The organism is Streptomyces sp. ITFR-6 (assembly GCF_031844725.1).
Classification (GTDB): domain Bacteria; phylum Actinomycetota; class Actinomycetes; order Streptomycetales; family Streptomycetaceae; genus Streptomyces.
The window spans coordinates 4,447,621-4,462,915 of the sequence record NZ_CP134612.1 but is presented as its reverse complement, the minus strand read 5'-3'; the positions used below and the strand labels follow the sequence as shown (position 1 = coordinate 4,462,915).

The window sequence follows — 15,295 nt, the reverse complement described above, 5'->3', positions numbered from 1 at the left end:
GGGCGCCCCAGGACCGGGCACCCCGGGGGCCCCGCTCCTCCGCCGTTCACAGCTCGACGCGCAGCTCCTTCACGCCGCGGATCACGTACCCGGGATTCCACTCCGGTTCCCGCGCCAGCCGCATGTCCGGCGCCTTGCGCAGCAACTCCCCGAAGGAGGCGGCCAGTTCCACCCGGGCCAGTGGGGCGCCCAGGCAGAAGTGGATGCCGGCGCCGAACGTGATGTGCGGGTTCTCCTGCCGGGAGAGGTCCAGGGTGTCCGGCTCGGGGAAGCGGGCCGGGTCGCGGTTGGCGGAGCCGAAGAGCAGCGCCACCTCGGAACCGCGCGGGATGACCGTACCGCCGATCTCGATGTCGTCGAGGACCCAGCGCTCGAACATCTGGAGCGGGGTGTCGTACCGCATCAGCTCCTCGATCGCGGACGGCAGCAGCCCGTGGTCGGCCCGTAGCGCGGCCAGCTGCCGGGGGTGGCGCAGCAGCGTCCACCAGCCGTTCACCGTGGTGTTGACGGTCGCCTCGTGTCCCGCGTTCAGCAGCAGCACGCAGGTGGAGACCATCTCCTGCTCGGTCAGCCGCTCGCCCTCGTCGTGGGCGGCGATGAGCGCGGAGATCAGGTCCGTACCCGGGTTGCCGCGCCGTTGGGCGATCAGTTCGCGCAGGTACGCGGAGAAGTCGACCGAGGCACGCACGGCGGCGCGGGCGGTCTCCTCGGACGGGTTCAGCTCGTACATCCCGCAGATCGCCGCGGACCAGGGCCGCAGCGGTGCGCGGTCGGACTCCGGGATGCCGAGCATCTCGGCGATCACGGCGACGGGCAGCGGCTCGGCCACCGCCGTGAGCAGATCGCCCCCGCCCCGCGCGACGAAGTCGTCGACGAGCCCGGCGGCCAGCCGCCGCACGGTCGGCGCGAGCTGCTCGACGGTACGCGGGGTGAACGCCTTGGAGACCAGCCGCCGGATCCGGGTGTGGTCCGGGGGCTCCAGGTCCAGCAGCCCCTGCCCGTTGAGCGTCTCGAACGGCTCGTGCTCCGCGGGCGGGGCGGTCCGGCCGAACTCCTCGTGGGTGAACCGGTGCAGGTACGTCCGCCCCAGCCTCCGGTCGCGCAGCAGCGCGGACACATCGGCGTGGTGCGGGACGAGCCACTGGTCGGTGGGCTCGAAGTAGTGGACCCGGCCGGTGGCGCGCAGCTCGGCGTAGGCTGGATACGGGTCGGCGACGAACGCCGCCGACCACGGATCGAAGGGGGCGGCGGAGCCTGCGGCGGCACGCGGGGGCTGGTTCATGAACCGACGCTAACCGGCCCCCCGCCACCGGACCAGCCCCCACCTGCCGAAACCGGAGCCCGGCCCGCCCCGGCACACCCCCTCAGGACGGCGTGACCAGCCGGGCCTCGTAGGCGAAGACGGCCGCCTGGGTGCGGTCGCGCAGGCCGAGCTTGACCAGGATGCGGCTCACATGGGTCTTGATGGTGGACTCCGCGACCACCAGGTGCGAGGCGATCTCCCCGTTCGACAGGCCCTGGGCGATGAGGACCAGCACCTCCGTCTCGCGTTCGGTGAGGTCACCGATCCGGGCGAGCGCGGGCGGGCGCGGGGCGGCCGCGAGCTTGGAGAACTCGTTGATCAGCCGCTTGGTGACGGTGGGGGCGAGCAGCGCCTCGCCGGAGGCCACCACCCGTACGCCGTCCGCGAGCTGCCGGGCCGAGGCGTCCTTGAGGAGGAAGCCGGACGCGCCGGCGCGCAGCGCCTGGTAGACGTACTCGTCGAGGTCGAAGGTGGTCAGCACCAGCACCTTGGCGTCCCGGTCGGCGGCGACGATCTCGCGGGTCGCCTCGATCCCGTTCAGCTCCGGCATCCGGATGTCCATCAGCACCACGTCGGGGCGGAGGGCGGCGACCTGCGAGACCGCCTCGCGGCCGTTGACCGCCTCGCCCACGACCTCGATGCCCGGCATCGCGTTGAGCAGCACGGAGAACCCCTCGCGGACCATCATCTGGTCGTCGACGATCAGGACCCGGATCACCGCGTCCGGGGCGGTAGGGGTCGTCATGACTGCTCCACGGGGGCATCGGAGGGGATGTGCTGGACGGGGATGAAGGCGGTGACCTCGTAGCCGCCGTCCGCGGTCGCCTCCGCGGTCATCTCGCCGTTCAGCATCCCGACCCGCTCCCGCATCCCGGTGATCCCGTGTCCGGCCCCCGGCGAGGGTTTCACCGGGCCGGTCGGCGGGCCGTTGACCACGCGCAGCCCGAGCCCGCCCAGCACATAGCTGATCTCGACCCCGGCGGTGGCGCCCGGCGCGTGCCGCAGGGTGTTGCTGAGGGCCTCCTGAATGATCCGGTACGCCGACAGCTCGACGCCCTGCGGCAGTTCGCGCACCGCACCGGTCACCGTCTTGCTCGTCGTCAGTCCCGCCTCCCCGACATTGGCGAGGAGCCCGTCCAGCTCGGCCAGGGTGGGCTGGGGCGCGTCAGGCGCCTCGTAGCCCTCGGCCCGTACGACGCCGAGCACCCGGCGCAGTTCGGTGAGCGCCGCGACGGCGTTCTCCCGGATCGTGACGAAGGCCTGCTCCAGCTCGGGCGGCGGATTCTCCACCCGGTACGGGGCGGCCTCGGCCTGGATCGCAACGACGGACATGTGGTGGGCGACCACGTCGTGCAGTTCGCGGGCGATGGTGGTGCGCTCCTCCAGCTGGGTGCGGCGGTCGCGCTCGACGGCGGTGACGGTGCGCTGCACGGTGACCTCGCGCTCCGCCTCACGGCGGACGTGCACCAGGCTCACGACGAGCAGGGCGAACGCGGAGGACACGGCCATGGCGGCGGTGTCCGAGGAGGAGCCCCGGCCTGCGACGTTCTCCACGAGCGTGCCGAGCAGCAGGGTCAGCCCCCACATCCAGACGGCGGTGCGTGGCCGGGTCCGGGCCGCGACGACGTTCAGCACGACCAGGTGGGCGAAGAAGGAGCTCGGCCCCCACGGCCCGCCGTTGAGGAGCGAGGTCACCGGGATCACCGCCATCGACAGCCAGAACGCCCCGACCGGCCTGATCAGCGTCATCGCGATACAGACGGCGGGCAGCAGCCCGGACAGCAGGACACCGGCGTTGCCCGTGCCGGCGAAACCCTCCATGAACGCGATCAGCGCGGCGCCCAGCACTATCGCGTGCGGGGTCCACCCAGCACGGGCCCGGAGCCGCGCCGGCAGCCGCCGGGTCAGCGGCCCGTCGGTCCGCATGGGCGGCAGCGGGCGGTAGGCGAAGGCGTCGTGTATCAGGTCCTGCCGCAGGCCTGCCATCGCTCCTGCGGCAGCCCGGAGCTCAGGGTTCGTGGTCTTGGTCTCGGTCACGTTTCCACGGTAGGCGGCGCGGTGGGCGGGGTCGTCAGCACAGATACGGATCCTGGGCCGTCCGTCGCAAGTACTACCCGGGTCCGTCCAGGTCACCCACCGCGCGGTTCACCAGGCGAGCTGGGCGATCTCCTCGGCCACCACCGCGCACGCTTCGGCCGCCGGATCGATCAGCGGGAAGTGCCCGACGCCGGGGAGCAGGGTCAGCATCACGGTCTCGCCCTCCTTGGCCGCCGCGTCGACGAACGCCTCCACGACCGCCTGCGGAACGGTGAGGTCCGTGGTGCCCTGCACCACGGCGGTCGCGATGCCGGTGGGCAGCAGCCGCGCCGGGTCGGCCTGCGCGCTCCGTACGGCGAAGTCCTCCTCGGTCCCCAGGAACTGTCCGATCGCGCCGGAACACACATCGAGCCCGACGGCGGAGGCGAAGTCCGCGATCGGTGCGAGCGCCACCACACCGCGCAGCGCGGGCGGTCGCGGCAGCCGCCACGGCGAGCCCTCCGGCAGTACGTGCCGGGCGGCGGCCCACAGAGCGAGCTGCCCGCCCGCCGAGTGGCCGGTGACCACGATCCGCCGGGCGTCCGCCGCGGGCAGTCCCCGCGCCAGCAGCTCGGGCAGCGCGTCCATCGCCGCCGCGACGTCGTCGAAGGTCTCCGGCCAGCGACCGGCGACCGGGCCCGAGCCGCGCTGCTGCGGGAGCTCGCTCCCGCGCCGGTACTCGACGCTGGCGACGGCGAACCCGCGCCGGGCCAGGAAGCCCGCGAACGGGGACATGTGGAGCCGGTCGTACGGGGCCCGCCACGCCCCGCCGTGCAGGACGACCACGACGGGCGCGCCGGTGCGGCCGTCGTGCGGGGCGTAGAAGTCGATCGTCTGGTCCGGGTGGCTGCCGTAGGCGGCGGAGGCGTCGGGGGCGACGACCGGATGCGAGAACGCGGACTCGGTCTCGGCTGCGTCCTGATCACGCGCGGCAGAATCCGACATGCTGCTCCAACCGTCCCTGACAATGCCCAACTGGGCTGACCTGCGGGGACGGTATCAGTATGGAGGCGTTCCCTGCCCCGGCGGCGGCCACCGCGACCACCCGCAGCCCCCAAGGCTCTCCCTGGGGCTGTCCCCCCGAGAACACAAGCGGGTCGGAGCCGTCGGACTCGGCCCGTATCCGGTCGGCGCACCGGCCGGGTCCGGCCTGCGGCGAGGGAAGGACGAGGGGGCCGGTGCGCTCGCGTTCCCGCCCCGCGACGGGCCCGCAGCCCGTCCGGCGACCGGGGCGAGCCGGTCGCCGGACTGACCCGGGAGCCTACGCCACCGGAGCTGACGAGCTGTGCAACACGTCCGCGAGGAGCCGCGCCGCGCGTTCCGCGTCCGCGAATCCCACGTACAGCGGGGTGAATCCGAACCGCAGCACATCGGGGCGGCGCAGATCCCCGACGACTCCGCGTGCGATCAGCGCGGCCATCACCGGTTCGGCGTCCTCGCACCGCAGCGCGACCTGGCTGCCGCGTTCGGCGTGGGCGGCCGGGGTGACCGAGGTGACGCGTCCTGCGGGGACGTACTCCGCGACGCACTCCAGGAAGAAGTCCGTCAGCGCCAGGGACTTGGCCCGTACCGCCTCGACCCCGACCCCGTCCCACACGTCGAGGGACGACTCCAGGGCCAGCATCGACAGGATGTCGGGGGTCCCGACCCGGCCCCGTGCGGCACCTTCCGCCGCCTCGTAGCCGGGGGTCATCGCGAACGGGTCGGCGTGCGACGTCCACCCCGGCAGGGGCGAGTCGAACACCGGCTGGTGGCGGGCGGCGACGTACAGGTAGGCGGGCGAACCGGGCCCGCCGTTGAGGTACTTGTACGTGCAGCCGACCGCCAGGTCCACCCCGTGCCGGTCCAGGTCCACGGGCAGGGCGCCCGCGCTGTGGCACAGGTCCCAGACCGCGACGGCGCCCGCCGCGTGCACGGCGGCGGTGAGCGCGGGCAGGTCGTGGAGCCTGCCGGAGCGGTAGTCGACGTGGTTGAGCAGGACGGCCGAGGTACGCGGACCGAGGGCGTCCGGCACCTCCGCGGGGGCCACGGGGACGATCCGGTGGCCGGTCATCCGGGCGGCGGATGCGGCGATGTACCCGTCCGTGGGGAAGGTGTTCGCGTCGACCAGGATCTCGTCGCGGCCCTCCGGCGCCAGCCGGGTCGCGGCGACGACGGCCTTGAAGACGTTGACGCTGGTGGAGTCCCCGACGACGATCTGCCCGGCGGCGGCCCCGACGATCGGCGCGATCCGGTCACCGATCCGCTCCGGCGCGGTCCACCAGCCGCTCTCGCCCCAGGACCGGATGCGCAGCTCGCCCCACTCGCGGGTGAGGACCTCCCGCATCCGGGCGGGTACGTGGCGGGGCAGCGCGCCCAGAGAGTTGCCGTCCAGGTAGACGGTGTCGTCGAGCGTGAACAGCTCGCGCAGCGGTGCCAGTTCGTCGGCGGTGTCGAGCGCCCGTGCGCGCTCCTGGAGGTCAGACATGGCTGCGGGCCGTCCAGAGTTCGGGGAAGACGTTCTTGGTGGCGCGCTTCTCCAGCCAGGCGACGCCGGCCGAACCGCCGGTGCCGGTCTTGGAGCCCATGGCCCGCCGGGTGGCGAGCAGATGGTCGTTGCGCCATCGCCACACCAGCTCGCCCACATCGGTGAGCACCTCACCGAGGCGGACCAGCTCGTCGTTCTGGTCGGGGTTGGCGTAGATCTCCGCCCAGACGGCCTCGGCCTCGGGCGACGGCTCGTACTTCTTGGTCAGGTCCCGGCCGAGCACGGCCTCGGGGATCGCGTACCCGCGCCGGGCGAGCAGGGCGAGGGCCTCGTCGTACAGGCCGGGCTCCGCGAGCGCCTTCTCCAGCTCCGCGTGGACGCGGGGCGCGCCCCGGTGCGGTACCAGCATGGACGCGGACTTGTCGCCGAGCAGGAACTCCATCCGCCGGTACATCGCCGACTGGAAACCGGAACCCTCGCCGAGCGAGGAGCGGTAGGAGTTGAACTGGGCGGGGGTGAGCTGGGCGAGCGGCGTCCAGGAGGCGTTGAGGGCCTCCAGTTGGCGCAGGGACCGCTTCAGCGCGTCCTGCGCGACGTCCAGGCGGTCCTCGCGCAGGGCGTGCGCGGCGGTCTCCCACTCATGGACGATGACGGTGAACCACAACTCCATGACCTGGGTGGTGACCAGGAAGACCATCTCGCCGGGATCGTCCGAGCGGAGGTGCTGGAGGTGGGTCAGGACATCCGCCTGGACATAGTCCTCGTACGGAGTCGTGCCCGCGAAGTCGAGGTGCGGGGTCGCCGCACCGGTGGCTTCGGGGTCGGGGGGAATCGTCGACATCGCTGTCTCCTCGACACGAGCTTCCGGGTAGCGGTCCGCCCCTTCCATGAGGAAGTGGAGCTCCGGTCCCCTGTTCGCATACTAAACGCCACCCCGGAAGACGCGCAGGCCCCGCAGCCGCTGACGCGGAGCTGCGGGGCCTGCGGTACGGAGTGGGCTAGCCGAGGGTCTCGGCGGCGGTCGGGGAGGAGTCCCGGAGGAACGACGAGCAGCGCTCGTACTCCTCCTGCTCACCGATCGCCTGCGCGGCGCGCGCCAGGGCGTGCAGGGCGCGCAGGAATCCGCGGTTCGGCTCGTGCTCGAACGGTACGGGGCCGTGGCCCTTCCAGCCGGCCCGGCGCAGGGCGTCCAGGCCGCGGTGGTAGCCGGTGCGGGCGTACGCGTACGACTCGATGACCCGGCCGCCCTCGAACGCCTCGTCGGCGAGCTGGGCCCAGGCCAGGGAGGAGGTCGGGTACTCCGCGGCGACCTCGGCGGGAGCGACGTCCGCGGCGAGCAGTTCGCGCGGTCCCGGTTCGTCGGGCAGGTGGGTCGGGGCGGGGCCCCCGAGCAGGTTCTCGTGGATCGACATGGTCCAAGTGTGCCTGGCACCGGCGCCGCCGGTGCACAAACGGCGGGCACCGGGCGTACGGCGGCCGGCAGCCGCTCAGCTGTCGTCCGTCCGGTGTGCCGTTTCGGGGGCCGGTTCCAGCGGCGGGGCGGTGACGCCGCAGTTCACCGTGCACTCGGGGCGCGCGGCGTCCTGTACGGCCGCGTGGGGTGTGCGGACGGTCGCCCAGGCGATCGCGGCGCCCACCACCAGCAGCCCGGCGCACATCGGCATCGCGCGCCGGAAGGTCGCGGCGAACTCCCCGGCGTCCCGGTAGGCCTCCGGCCCCATCCCGGCGAGCAGCGGCAGCGCGGCCACCGCGATCAGCCCGGCGGCACGGGCCGCGGCGTTGTTGATCCCGCTGGCGAGACCGGCCCGGCCGGTGTCCACGGAGGCCAGGACGGTCGCGGTGAGCGGGGCCACCACGGTGACCAGCCCGACGCCGAGCACGGCGACGGCCGGCAGCACGTCGGTCAGGTACCCGGAGACGGTGTTGGAGCCCGGCCCCACGCGCAGCATCAGCAGCATGCCGGTGGCGGCGATCAGCGGGCCCGCGGTGAGCGGGATGCGGGGGCCGATGCGCTGTCCCAGCTCGCCCGATCTGGCGGAGAAGAGCAGCATCAGGACGGTCGTCGGCAGCAGCGCGGTGCCCGCGCCGAGCGCCGAGTACCCGGCGACGACCTGGAGCTGGATCGCGGAGAGGAAGAAGTAGCCGCCGAGCGCCGCGTACACGCAGAGGGTGACGATGTTGACGGTGGTGAACTGCCGGGACGCGAACACCGAAGGCGGCAGCATCGGGTGCGCCCGCCGCCGCTCGACCTGGACGAACACGGCGCCGAGCAGCACCCCGCCCACCGCGGACCCGATCACCGCCGGGGAGGCGCCGGCCCCCGGCGCCTCGATCAGCGCGTACGTCACCAGCGCGAGGGAGAGCGCGCCGAGCGCGGCCCCGAGGACGTCGAAGCGCCCTCGGGCGTACGGGTCGCGGGACTCCGGTACGTGGCGCAGTGCGATGGGCACGCAGACGGCGGCGAGCGGCAGGTTGAGCAGGAACACCCACCGCCAGCCGGGCCCGTCGACGAGCCAGCCGCCCACGAACGGCCCGACAGCGGCCCCGACCCCGCCGAACCCGGACCAGAGCCCGACCGCGCGGGCCCGGTCGTCCGGGTGGAAGCTCGCCTGGATCAAGGCCAGCGAGCCGGGGGTGAGGAGCGCCCCGCCGACGCCCTGGAGGGCGCGGGCGGCGATGAGCACGAAGGCGTTGGGCGCGATGCCGCAGAGCAGCGAGGCGAGCGCGAACCACACGACCCCGACGACGAAGACCCGCCGCCGCCCGTATCGGTCCCCGAGCGCCCCGCCGAGCAGGATCAGCCCGGCGAGCGTCAGCATGTACGCGTTGACGGTCCACTGGAGCGCGGCCAGGTCGGTGCCGAGGTCCTCACCGATCCGGGGCAGGGCGACATTGATGACGGTGGAGTCCAACATGGCCATGCTCGACCCGAGCACGGTCGTGAGAACGACCCACCGCCCGGCGGCGGAAACTACCCGGATCCCGGGCCCGTCCGCCTCTGACTTCTCCATGCCCCCAGCATCGACGCCACTGCCCCAAGAGGCCACCGGGCAGCCCCGAATCACCCCACCGCTCAAGCCACTCAGCCCACCGAATCAACTCCGGCCGGCCAACCCAAGCCCCTCCGGCGATTGAGGAGCGGGGGCCCGGGGCAGCGCCCCCGAAACGCCCCGCGCCACCCGCGCCCCCGCCGCTACGCGGCGCCCCGCACCGTCTCCACCCCCCGAATCAACGCCTCCGCCCCCGCCTCCACCTTGCTCCGCGCACACCCCACGTTCAGCCGCACGAAGCCCTCCGCCCCGTACACGCTCCCCGGCATCACCGCGACCCGCTCCCGCTCGATCAGCACCCGCTGGAGCTCCGCCTCGTCCTCGACGCCCGCCTTCCGCAGGTCGATCCAGGCCAGGTAGCCGGCCTGCGGCGGCTCCCACTCCAGCTCGGGGAAGGCCGCGTTCAGGCGTTCCGCGACGAACGCCAGGTTCCCGGTGACGTACGCGCGGACCGCGTCCAGCCAGTCCCCGCCCTCCCGGTACGCGGCGATGTGCGCGGTCAGCGAGAGCACCGCGGGCGAGGCGAGCCCCTCCGCGGTCTCCATCCGGCGCAGGAACTCCGTCCGGTCGTCCGGCCTGCCTATGAGCCCGTAGGAGCCCGACAGCGCCGGGAAGTTGAACGACTTCGACGCGGACGTGATGAGGGCCCAGCGCCCGTCACCCGTCACCCGTGTCCACGGCACGTGCCGCCGCCCGCCGTGCACGAAGTCCGCGTGGATCTCGTCGCTGATCACCGCGACCCCGTGCCGGGCGGCGAGCGAGGCCATCTCCGCGAGCTCGGACTCCGTCCACACCCGCCCGCTGGGGTTGTGCGGCGAGCAGAGCAGCAGCACCTTGCTGTCCGCTCGGGCCAGCTCCCGCTCCAGCGCGTCCGGGTCCCCCAGCGGCACCCCGCGCAGCTCCCGGCCGAGCCCGGTGATCGCCTTGCGGAACCCGTCGTACGTGGGGGTGTGGACGACGACGCCCTCTCCCTCCGCCGTCCACATCTGGAGCAGCTGCGACAGCTGGCTGAGCACGGACGGCGCGTAGACCAGCCGACCGGTGTCGATCTTGGTGCCGTACCGGGTCTCGTACCAGTGGGCGATCGCAGACCTGAAGTCCTCATGGTCCCAGTCGGTGTATCCGAACACGCCGTGGTCGAGGCGGGTCCGCAGGGCGGCCAGCACCTCGGGGGCCGTCGCGAAGTCCATGTCCGAGATGGTGAACGGCAGCAGCCCGTCCACCCCGAACCGGTCCGCCACCCCGTCCCACTGGACACACCAGGTGCCGCGGCGGTCGATGACGGTGTCGAAGTCGTAGGGAGTGCTCACAGCCGTTACCTCGGATCGTCGTTCCTGCCGGGTGCGGACATGCCGTGGGCCCGGCACCCCAAGGGATGCCGGGCCCACGCACACAGCTGTCCGGGACTACTTCAGCTTGGTGCCGGTGGACCGCAGGTTGGCGCAGGCCTCCGTGACGCGCTTGGCCATGCCCGCCTCGGCGGCCTTGCCCCAGGTGCGCGGGTCGTAGGTCTTCTTGTTGCCGACCTCGCCGTCGACCTTCAGCACGCCGTCGTAGTTGCGGAACATGTGGTCCGCGACCGGGCGGGTGAAGGCGTACTGGGTGTCGGTGTCGAGGTTCATCTTCACGACGCCGTTCTCCAGCGCGGTGGCGATCTCCTCGGCGGTGGAGCCGGAGCCGCCGTGGAAGACGAAGTCGAACGGCTGGCTGCCGGCCGGCTTGCCGTACTTGTCGGCGACACCCACCTGGAGGTCCTTCAGGAGCTCGGGGCGGAGCACGACGTTGCCCGGCTTGTAGACACCGTGCACGTTGCCGAAGGACGCGGCCAGCAGGTAGCGGCCCTTCTCGCCCAGACCGAGCGCCTCGGCGGTACGCAGCGCGTCGTCGACGGTCGTGTACAGCTCGTCGTTGATCTCGTGCGTGACGCCGTCCTCCTCACCGCCGGTCGGGGTGATCTCGACCTCAAGGATGATCTTGGCGGCGGCGGCCTTGGCCAGCAGCTCCTGGCCGATGGCGAGGTTGTCGGCCAGCGTCTCGGCCGAACCGTCCCACATGTGAGACTGGAACAGCGGGTTCAGACCCTTGGCGACGCGCTCCGCGGAGACCTCGATCAGCGGACGGACGTACGTGTCCAGCTTGTCCTTGGGGCAGTGGTCGGTGTGCAGCGCGACCGTGATGTCGTACTTGGCGGCGACGATGTGCGCGAACTCGGCCAGGGCGACGGCGCCCGTGACCATGTCCTTGTTGTACTGGCCGCCCAGGAACTCCGCCCCACCGGTGGACATCTGGATGATGCCGTCGCTCTCGGCCTCCGCGAAACCGCGCAGCGCAGCGTGCAGGGTCTGGGTCGAGGTCACGTTGATGGCCGGGTAGGCGAACTTGCCTGCCTTCGCCCGGTCGAGCATCTCGGCGTAGACCTCGGGGGTTGCGATGGGCATCTGTCCGCTCCTTGGGATGTGCGGGTGTGCGTTGCTGGTTCCCTGACCTGGGGGCGACGTCATCGTCGCCCCCATCTTCCCAGACTCTGGCTTCGGCTCCACCCGGCGCACTCCCCCAGCGTTCGGGGCCACCGGCTGCGGACCTGCGACAAGGGCGGCCGGTTTCACGTGAAACCGGCCGCCCTTGAAGAAAATCGCAGGTCAGGACAGGCCGAGGTCCGCGACCGAGTACACGTGGACATACGGGAGACCGGCCTCGGCGATGGCCGGAGCCGCGCCCCGCTCCACGATCACGGCGACGGCGACGACCTCGCCGCCCGCCTCACGCACCGCCTCGACGGCGGTCAGCGGCGAGCCGCCCGTCGTCGAGGTGTCCTCGACGACCAGGCAGCGACGGCCCTTGACCTCGGCGCCCTCGATCCGGCGCTGCATCCCGTGGGCCTTCTGCGCCTTGCGGACGACGAACGCGTCCAGCTCCTGACCGCGAGCGGCGGAGGCGTGCAGCATCGAGGTGGCGACCGGGTCTGCCCCCAGCGTCAGCCCGCCCACGCAGTCGTAGTCCAGCTCGGCGGTCGCGTCGAGCATGACCTGACCGACCATCGGAGCAGCCTTGCCGTCCAGCGTGATGCGACGCAGGTCGATGTACCAGTCGGCCTCCAGGCCGGAGGAGAGCGTCACCTTGCCGTGAACGACGGCCTTGTCCTTGATCTGCTGCAGCAGGTCAGCGCGTACGTCTGTCATGGCTACGAGGATAAGGCGCCCGGCGGCGACCCGTTCGCGCGGCAGCGGCCCGTACGCACCGCCCGCACCGGCCCCGGGGCGCCCTCACGCGGCCCCATGACCGAGGAGGTTCCGTGCCGTGAACCCCAGCAGCCTGTGCGCGGCCGAGGTGTCGACCGGGGCCGTACGGCCGGGCAGCGGGCGCCGCAGCACGGTGGTCGGGTGGTAGCGGCGCAGCAGTTCCTCCGTCGGGTACGGCACGATGATCTCGGGGGCGCAGAGGTGGACCGCGTGCGCCGCACGGCCGGGCACGTCCAGGGCCAGCAGCGCGGCCCGCGCCGCGTCATGAACCTCCAGGTACGTCCACAGGTCCCTCGCTCCCGCGGCCGGGTCCTCCGTGAGGCGGGCGGCGTGCGCGAGCAGCCGTTCCTCGAAGCCGCCCACGTACGGATAGCGCAGGCAGACCACGCTCATCTTGTGCCGCCGCGCCATCATCCGCGCGGTCAGTTCGTCGGTCTGTTTGGAGAGGCCGTAGGGGTCGGCCACCTGGGAGGCCATCGACTCGTCGACCGGCGCGTACGGCGGATGCGGTTCCTCGACGTGTGTCCAGGGCAGGCCCGTGACTCCCCAGGAGCTCGCCACCGCCACCTGCCGGACCCCGGCCAGGCCGGCCTCCTCCAGGACGGTGAAGGTGGCGAGGCTGTTGCCCGCGAAGACCTCGAACGCGGTGTTGCGCTCGGGAGTCGGGATCGCCGCCAGGTGGATGACCGCGTCGGCGCCCTCCAGCGCCGCCCGGACGGTCTGTGCGTCGGCGGCGTCCCCCGCCACGACCAGGCGTGCCGCGAGGTCGCCGGGGTCGTCGAGGACCAGGGCGTTCGCCTCGATACCGCGCTCGGCGAGCAGCGCGAGGACCGCCCGCCCGATCCGCCCGGCGGCCCCGGTGACCAATGCCCTGCTGACCATCCGGTCACTCCCCTGCGTCGGTGCTTCTGCTGGTGGGCGCGGACGGCTTGTAGGCACGCACGGCCACGACGTGCGCCGACGCCGCCCCGTTGGTGGCTTCGACGACCACCCGGATCGCCGAGGTGACGACCGGTTCCGTCGGCGTGTGCGCCACGCGGCGCCGCCGGTTCTGCGCCGCGCGGCCGACGACGCGCCAGGTCCCGTCACGATCCAGCGCCTCGACGCGGTAGTCACGCAGGAGGGTGGGCAGGGTGTCGAAGGGCGTGCGGTGGTGGTGCAGGTTGATCAGGTCCTCGTTGACGTCGTCGTCGGCGATCACCTCGATCCGGCCCAGCGCGACCGGCTCGGGCCAGGCCAGTTCGAGCCAGGCGGCGGGGGCGTCCGCCAGAGGTGCGGAGACCCACATGTGCGGTCCCGCGTACGGGCGGGCGTAGCCGTCGGTGGCCTTGGCGGGGGTGTAGGCCGCGGTCTCTCCGGTACGGAGGCAGAAGGTGCGGCGCAGCAGACCCGCGTCCGTCCACTCGCGCAGCGGCTGCGGTGATTCGTCCACCGGTCGCAGCGGGACGCGCGTGAAGCACAGGACGCCGGGGGTCGGACGGTCGGAGCTGTGCAGGGTGACGGCGTCGTTGGCGCGGACGACCAGGAAGGCGTTGCGCGGGGTCTCGGGAGACCAGTCCAGGCCTGTCTTGAGCCACTGCCGGTCGCCGGCGGTGACGGGCAGGGTGATGGAGGTGACGAGTCGGCGCGGCACGTAGTTCTGGCCGAGTTCGGGGTCGTACAGGTCGATCACGATCTCGGTGTCGCGGTCGGCGTCGACCAGCAGCTCCACCCCCGAGAGGCCCGGGTCCGCGGGGAGGACGATCCCGGCGTCCGCCGCGAGCGGCCATCGCTCGTCGGACTCCTCGACCGCCAGGGCGCTCAGGGTGGACGAGGCCGTGACCGTCGCCCGCAGGGCCAGGTCCTCCGGGTCCGTCGAGGCGAGGCCGATGAGCGAGGCGTCCTGGCGCAGCAGCGCCCGGTGCAGCTCGGGTACCGGGAGTTCGCGCGGGGTGACGTCCCCGGCGGCGCAGAGTGCCGCGGCCGTGCCGGCCGCCTGACCGATCGTGGCGCAGGTCGCCATGACGCGGGTCGATCCGAAGGCGACGTGGCTGGCGGAGATGTTGCGCCCGGCGAAGAGCAGGTTCGTGGTGTTCACCGAGTAGAGGCTGCGGTACGGAATGTGGTAAATGCCGTCCGCGTAGCGCTGTTTGGCGGCGGCCTCGGTCGCGAACATCCCCTGCGACGGGTGCAGGTCGATCGACCAGCCGCCGAAGGCCACCCGGTCGGCGAACTCGGTCTGGCCGAGGATGTCGCCCTGGTGCAGGACGTAGTCGCCGAGGAAGCGCCGGTACTCCCGTTTCCCGGGGACCGATCCCACCCACTCCAGGGTCATGTTCGCCGCGTCGAACTCGCCGGAGTTCTTGATTTGGTCCCAGATGCCGTGGATGACGGACCAGAGCTCGTCGCGAATGCGTTCGTTGTCGTGGACGGTGTCGAGCTCGCCGCCGAACTCGATCCACCAGTACGCGCAGCCGTTGTCGCCCGCCTTGATGATGCGGCGCTGCGGGATGGAGGTCCGGGAGATGTCCTTGGCGAAGTCCGGCGGCACGAACTTGACGGGGTGACCGGCGTCCTTCGTGTAGAAGAGGAGCGTCGAGCCCAGGGTGATGTCGTCGGCCGTCTCCGGCGCCCAGGGCTCCTGGTACTCGGCACGCGACTCCCGGCCGATGCGGTGGTGGGCGCCCGCCAGGTGGCCGATCAGGCCGTCCCCCGTGCAGTCGAGGAAGAGGGGGCTCTCGAACCGTATCCGCCGCTCCGAGCCCATCATCCAGCCGGTGACCGACGTGATCCGCCGGGCCTCGTCCGGGCCCTCGGCCTCGAGCTCGCGCACATCGGTGTTGAGGTAGAGCGTGATGCCGGGCTCGGCGCGCACGGCGTCCAGGACCACGGCGTCCCAGTAGTAGGGGTTCCCGTCCGGGTTGCGGAACTGGTTCTCCACGAGCAGCTCGCCCATGATGCCGCCCTCACGGGCATGGTGGTTCTTGCCGTGGCCGGTCGCGCCGCACACCCAGACCCGGACCTCGCTGCTCGCGTTGCCGCCGAGCACCGGCCGGTTGTTGATCAGTGCGACGCTCCGGCCGAGCCTGGCCGCGGCGATCGCCGCGCAGACCCCGGCCAGGCCTCCGCCGACGACGGTGATGTCGTGCCGTGCGGTTTCGTTCCTCATGTCGTACTCCAC

Annotated in this window: 13 protein-coding genes; all 13 read right to left on the bottom strand. The window is 72.4% G+C overall.

Annotation, left to right across the window (positions count from 1 at the left end):
* Positions 1-46: 46 nt before the first annotated feature.
* Positions 47-1,282: a cytochrome P450 gene (locus tag RLT59_RS20290; RefSeq protein WP_311304696.1), complete on the bottom strand. Its 1,236-nt coding sequence runs from the start codon at positions 1,280-1,282 to the stop codon at positions 47-49.
* A gap of 82 nt (positions 1,283-1,364) precedes the next feature.
* Positions 1,365-2,048 carry a response regulator gene (locus tag RLT59_RS20285; protein WP_311304695.1) on the bottom strand — a complete coding sequence of 228 codons (684 nt, stop codon included), beginning with the start codon at positions 2,046-2,048 and terminating at the stop codon, positions 1,365-1,367.
* Complete coding sequence (locus RLT59_RS20280; RefSeq protein WP_311307796.1) at positions 2,045-3,289, bottom strand: sensor histidine kinase; 1,245 nt, start codon at positions 3,287-3,289, stop codon at positions 2,045-2,047. Before RLT59_RS20280 ends, RLT59_RS20285 begins: the two co-directional genes overlap by 4 nt.
* Before the next feature lie 159 nt (positions 3,290-3,448).
* The gene (locus RLT59_RS20275; protein ID WP_311304694.1) at positions 3,449-4,324 is read right to left on the bottom strand and encodes an alpha/beta hydrolase family protein; all 876 of its coding nucleotides are present in this window, start codon (positions 4,322-4,324) and stop codon (positions 3,449-3,451) included.
* 316 nt (positions 4,325-4,640) lie between these two features.
* Positions 4,641-5,846, bottom strand: coding sequence for a kynureninase (gene kynU, locus RLT59_RS20270; protein ID WP_311304693.1), 1,206 nt, complete (start codon positions 5,844-5,846; stop codon positions 4,641-4,643).
* Positions 5,839-6,687: a tryptophan 2,3-dioxygenase family protein gene (locus RLT59_RS20265; RefSeq protein WP_311304692.1), complete on the bottom strand. Its 849-nt coding sequence runs from the start codon at positions 6,685-6,687 to the stop codon at positions 5,839-5,841. The genes kynU and RLT59_RS20265 overlap by 8 nt, the downstream gene beginning before the upstream one ends.
* A gap of 157 nt (positions 6,688-6,844) precedes the next feature.
* Complete coding sequence (locus tag RLT59_RS20260; protein ID WP_311304691.1) at positions 6,845-7,258, bottom strand: DUF3151 domain-containing protein; 414 nt, start codon at positions 7,256-7,258, stop codon at positions 6,845-6,847.
* Positions 7,259-7,333: 75 nt separating this feature from the next.
* Positions 7,334-8,857: an MFS transporter gene (locus RLT59_RS20255; RefSeq protein WP_311304690.1), complete on the bottom strand. Its 1,524-nt coding sequence runs from the start codon at positions 8,855-8,857 to the stop codon at positions 7,334-7,336.
* A 182-nt stretch (positions 8,858-9,039) separates the two neighbouring features.
* Entirely contained in the window at positions 9,040-10,206 is a 1,167-nt protein-coding gene (locus tag RLT59_RS20250) for a MalY/PatB family protein (protein ID WP_311304689.1), read from the bottom strand.
* Between the two features lie 96 nt (positions 10,207-10,302).
* The gene (gene fbaA, locus RLT59_RS20245) at positions 10,303-11,334 is read right to left on the bottom strand and encodes a class II fructose-bisphosphate aldolase (RefSeq protein ID WP_311304688.1); all 1,032 of its coding nucleotides are present in this window, start codon (positions 11,332-11,334) and stop codon (positions 10,303-10,305) included.
* Between the two features lie 201 nt (positions 11,335-11,535).
* On the bottom strand, positions 11,536-12,075 hold the full coding sequence (gene pyrE / locus RLT59_RS20240) for an orotate phosphoribosyltransferase (RefSeq protein WP_311304687.1): 540 nt from the start codon (positions 12,073-12,075) through the stop codon (positions 11,536-11,538).
* An 84-nt stretch (positions 12,076-12,159) separates the two neighbouring features.
* Complete coding sequence (locus tag RLT59_RS20235; RefSeq protein WP_311304686.1) at positions 12,160-13,017, bottom strand: NAD-dependent epimerase/dehydratase family protein; 858 nt, start codon at positions 13,015-13,017, stop codon at positions 12,160-12,162.
* Between the two features lie 4 nt (positions 13,018-13,021).
* On the bottom strand, positions 13,022-15,283 hold the full coding sequence (locus tag RLT59_RS20230; protein WP_311304685.1) for an FAD-dependent oxidoreductase: 2,262 nt from the start codon (positions 15,281-15,283) through the stop codon (positions 13,022-13,024).
* Positions 15,284-15,295: the final 12 nt, after the last annotated feature.

Coding starts and splice junctions, on each gene's coding strand:
- RLT59_RS20290 (WP_311304696.1), bottom strand. CDS start 1,282: ATGAACCAGCCCCCGCGTGCCGCCGCAGGCTCCGCCGCCCCCTTCGAT.
- RLT59_RS20285 (WP_311304695.1), bottom strand. CDS start 2,048: ATGACGACCCCTACCGCCCCGGACGCGGTGATCCGGGTCCTGATCGTC.
- RLT59_RS20280 (WP_311307796.1), bottom strand. CDS start 3,289: ATGGCAGGCCTGCGGCAGGACCTGATACACGACGCCTTCGCCTACCGC.
- RLT59_RS20275 (WP_311304694.1), bottom strand. CDS start 4,324: ATGTCGGATTCTGCCGCGCGTGATCAGGACGCAGCCGAGACCGAGTCC.
- kynU (WP_311304693.1), bottom strand. CDS start 5,846: ATGTCTGACCTCCAGGAGCGCGCACGGGCGCTCGACACCGCCGACGAA.
- RLT59_RS20265 (WP_311304692.1), bottom strand. CDS start 6,687: ATGTCGACGATTCCCCCCGACCCCGAAGCCACCGGTGCGGCGACCCCG.
- RLT59_RS20260 (WP_311304691.1), bottom strand. CDS start 7,258: ATGTCGATCCACGAGAACCTGCTCGGGGGCCCCGCCCCGACCCACCTG.
- RLT59_RS20255 (WP_311304690.1), bottom strand. CDS start 8,857: ATGGAGAAGTCAGAGGCGGACGGGCCCGGGATCCGGGTAGTTTCCGCC.
- fbaA (WP_311304688.1), bottom strand. CDS start 11,334: ATGCCCATCGCAACCCCCGAGGTCTACGCCGAGATGCTCGACCGGGCG.
- pyrE (WP_311304687.1), bottom strand. CDS start 12,075: ATGACAGACGTACGCGCTGACCTGCTGCAGCAGATCAAGGACAAGGCC.
- RLT59_RS20235 (WP_311304686.1), bottom strand. CDS start 13,017: ATGGTCAGCAGGGCATTGGTCACCGGGGCCGCCGGGCGGATCGGGCGG.
- RLT59_RS20230 (WP_311304685.1), bottom strand. CDS start 15,283: ATGAGGAACGAAACCGCACGGCACGACATCACCGTCGTCGGCGGAGGC.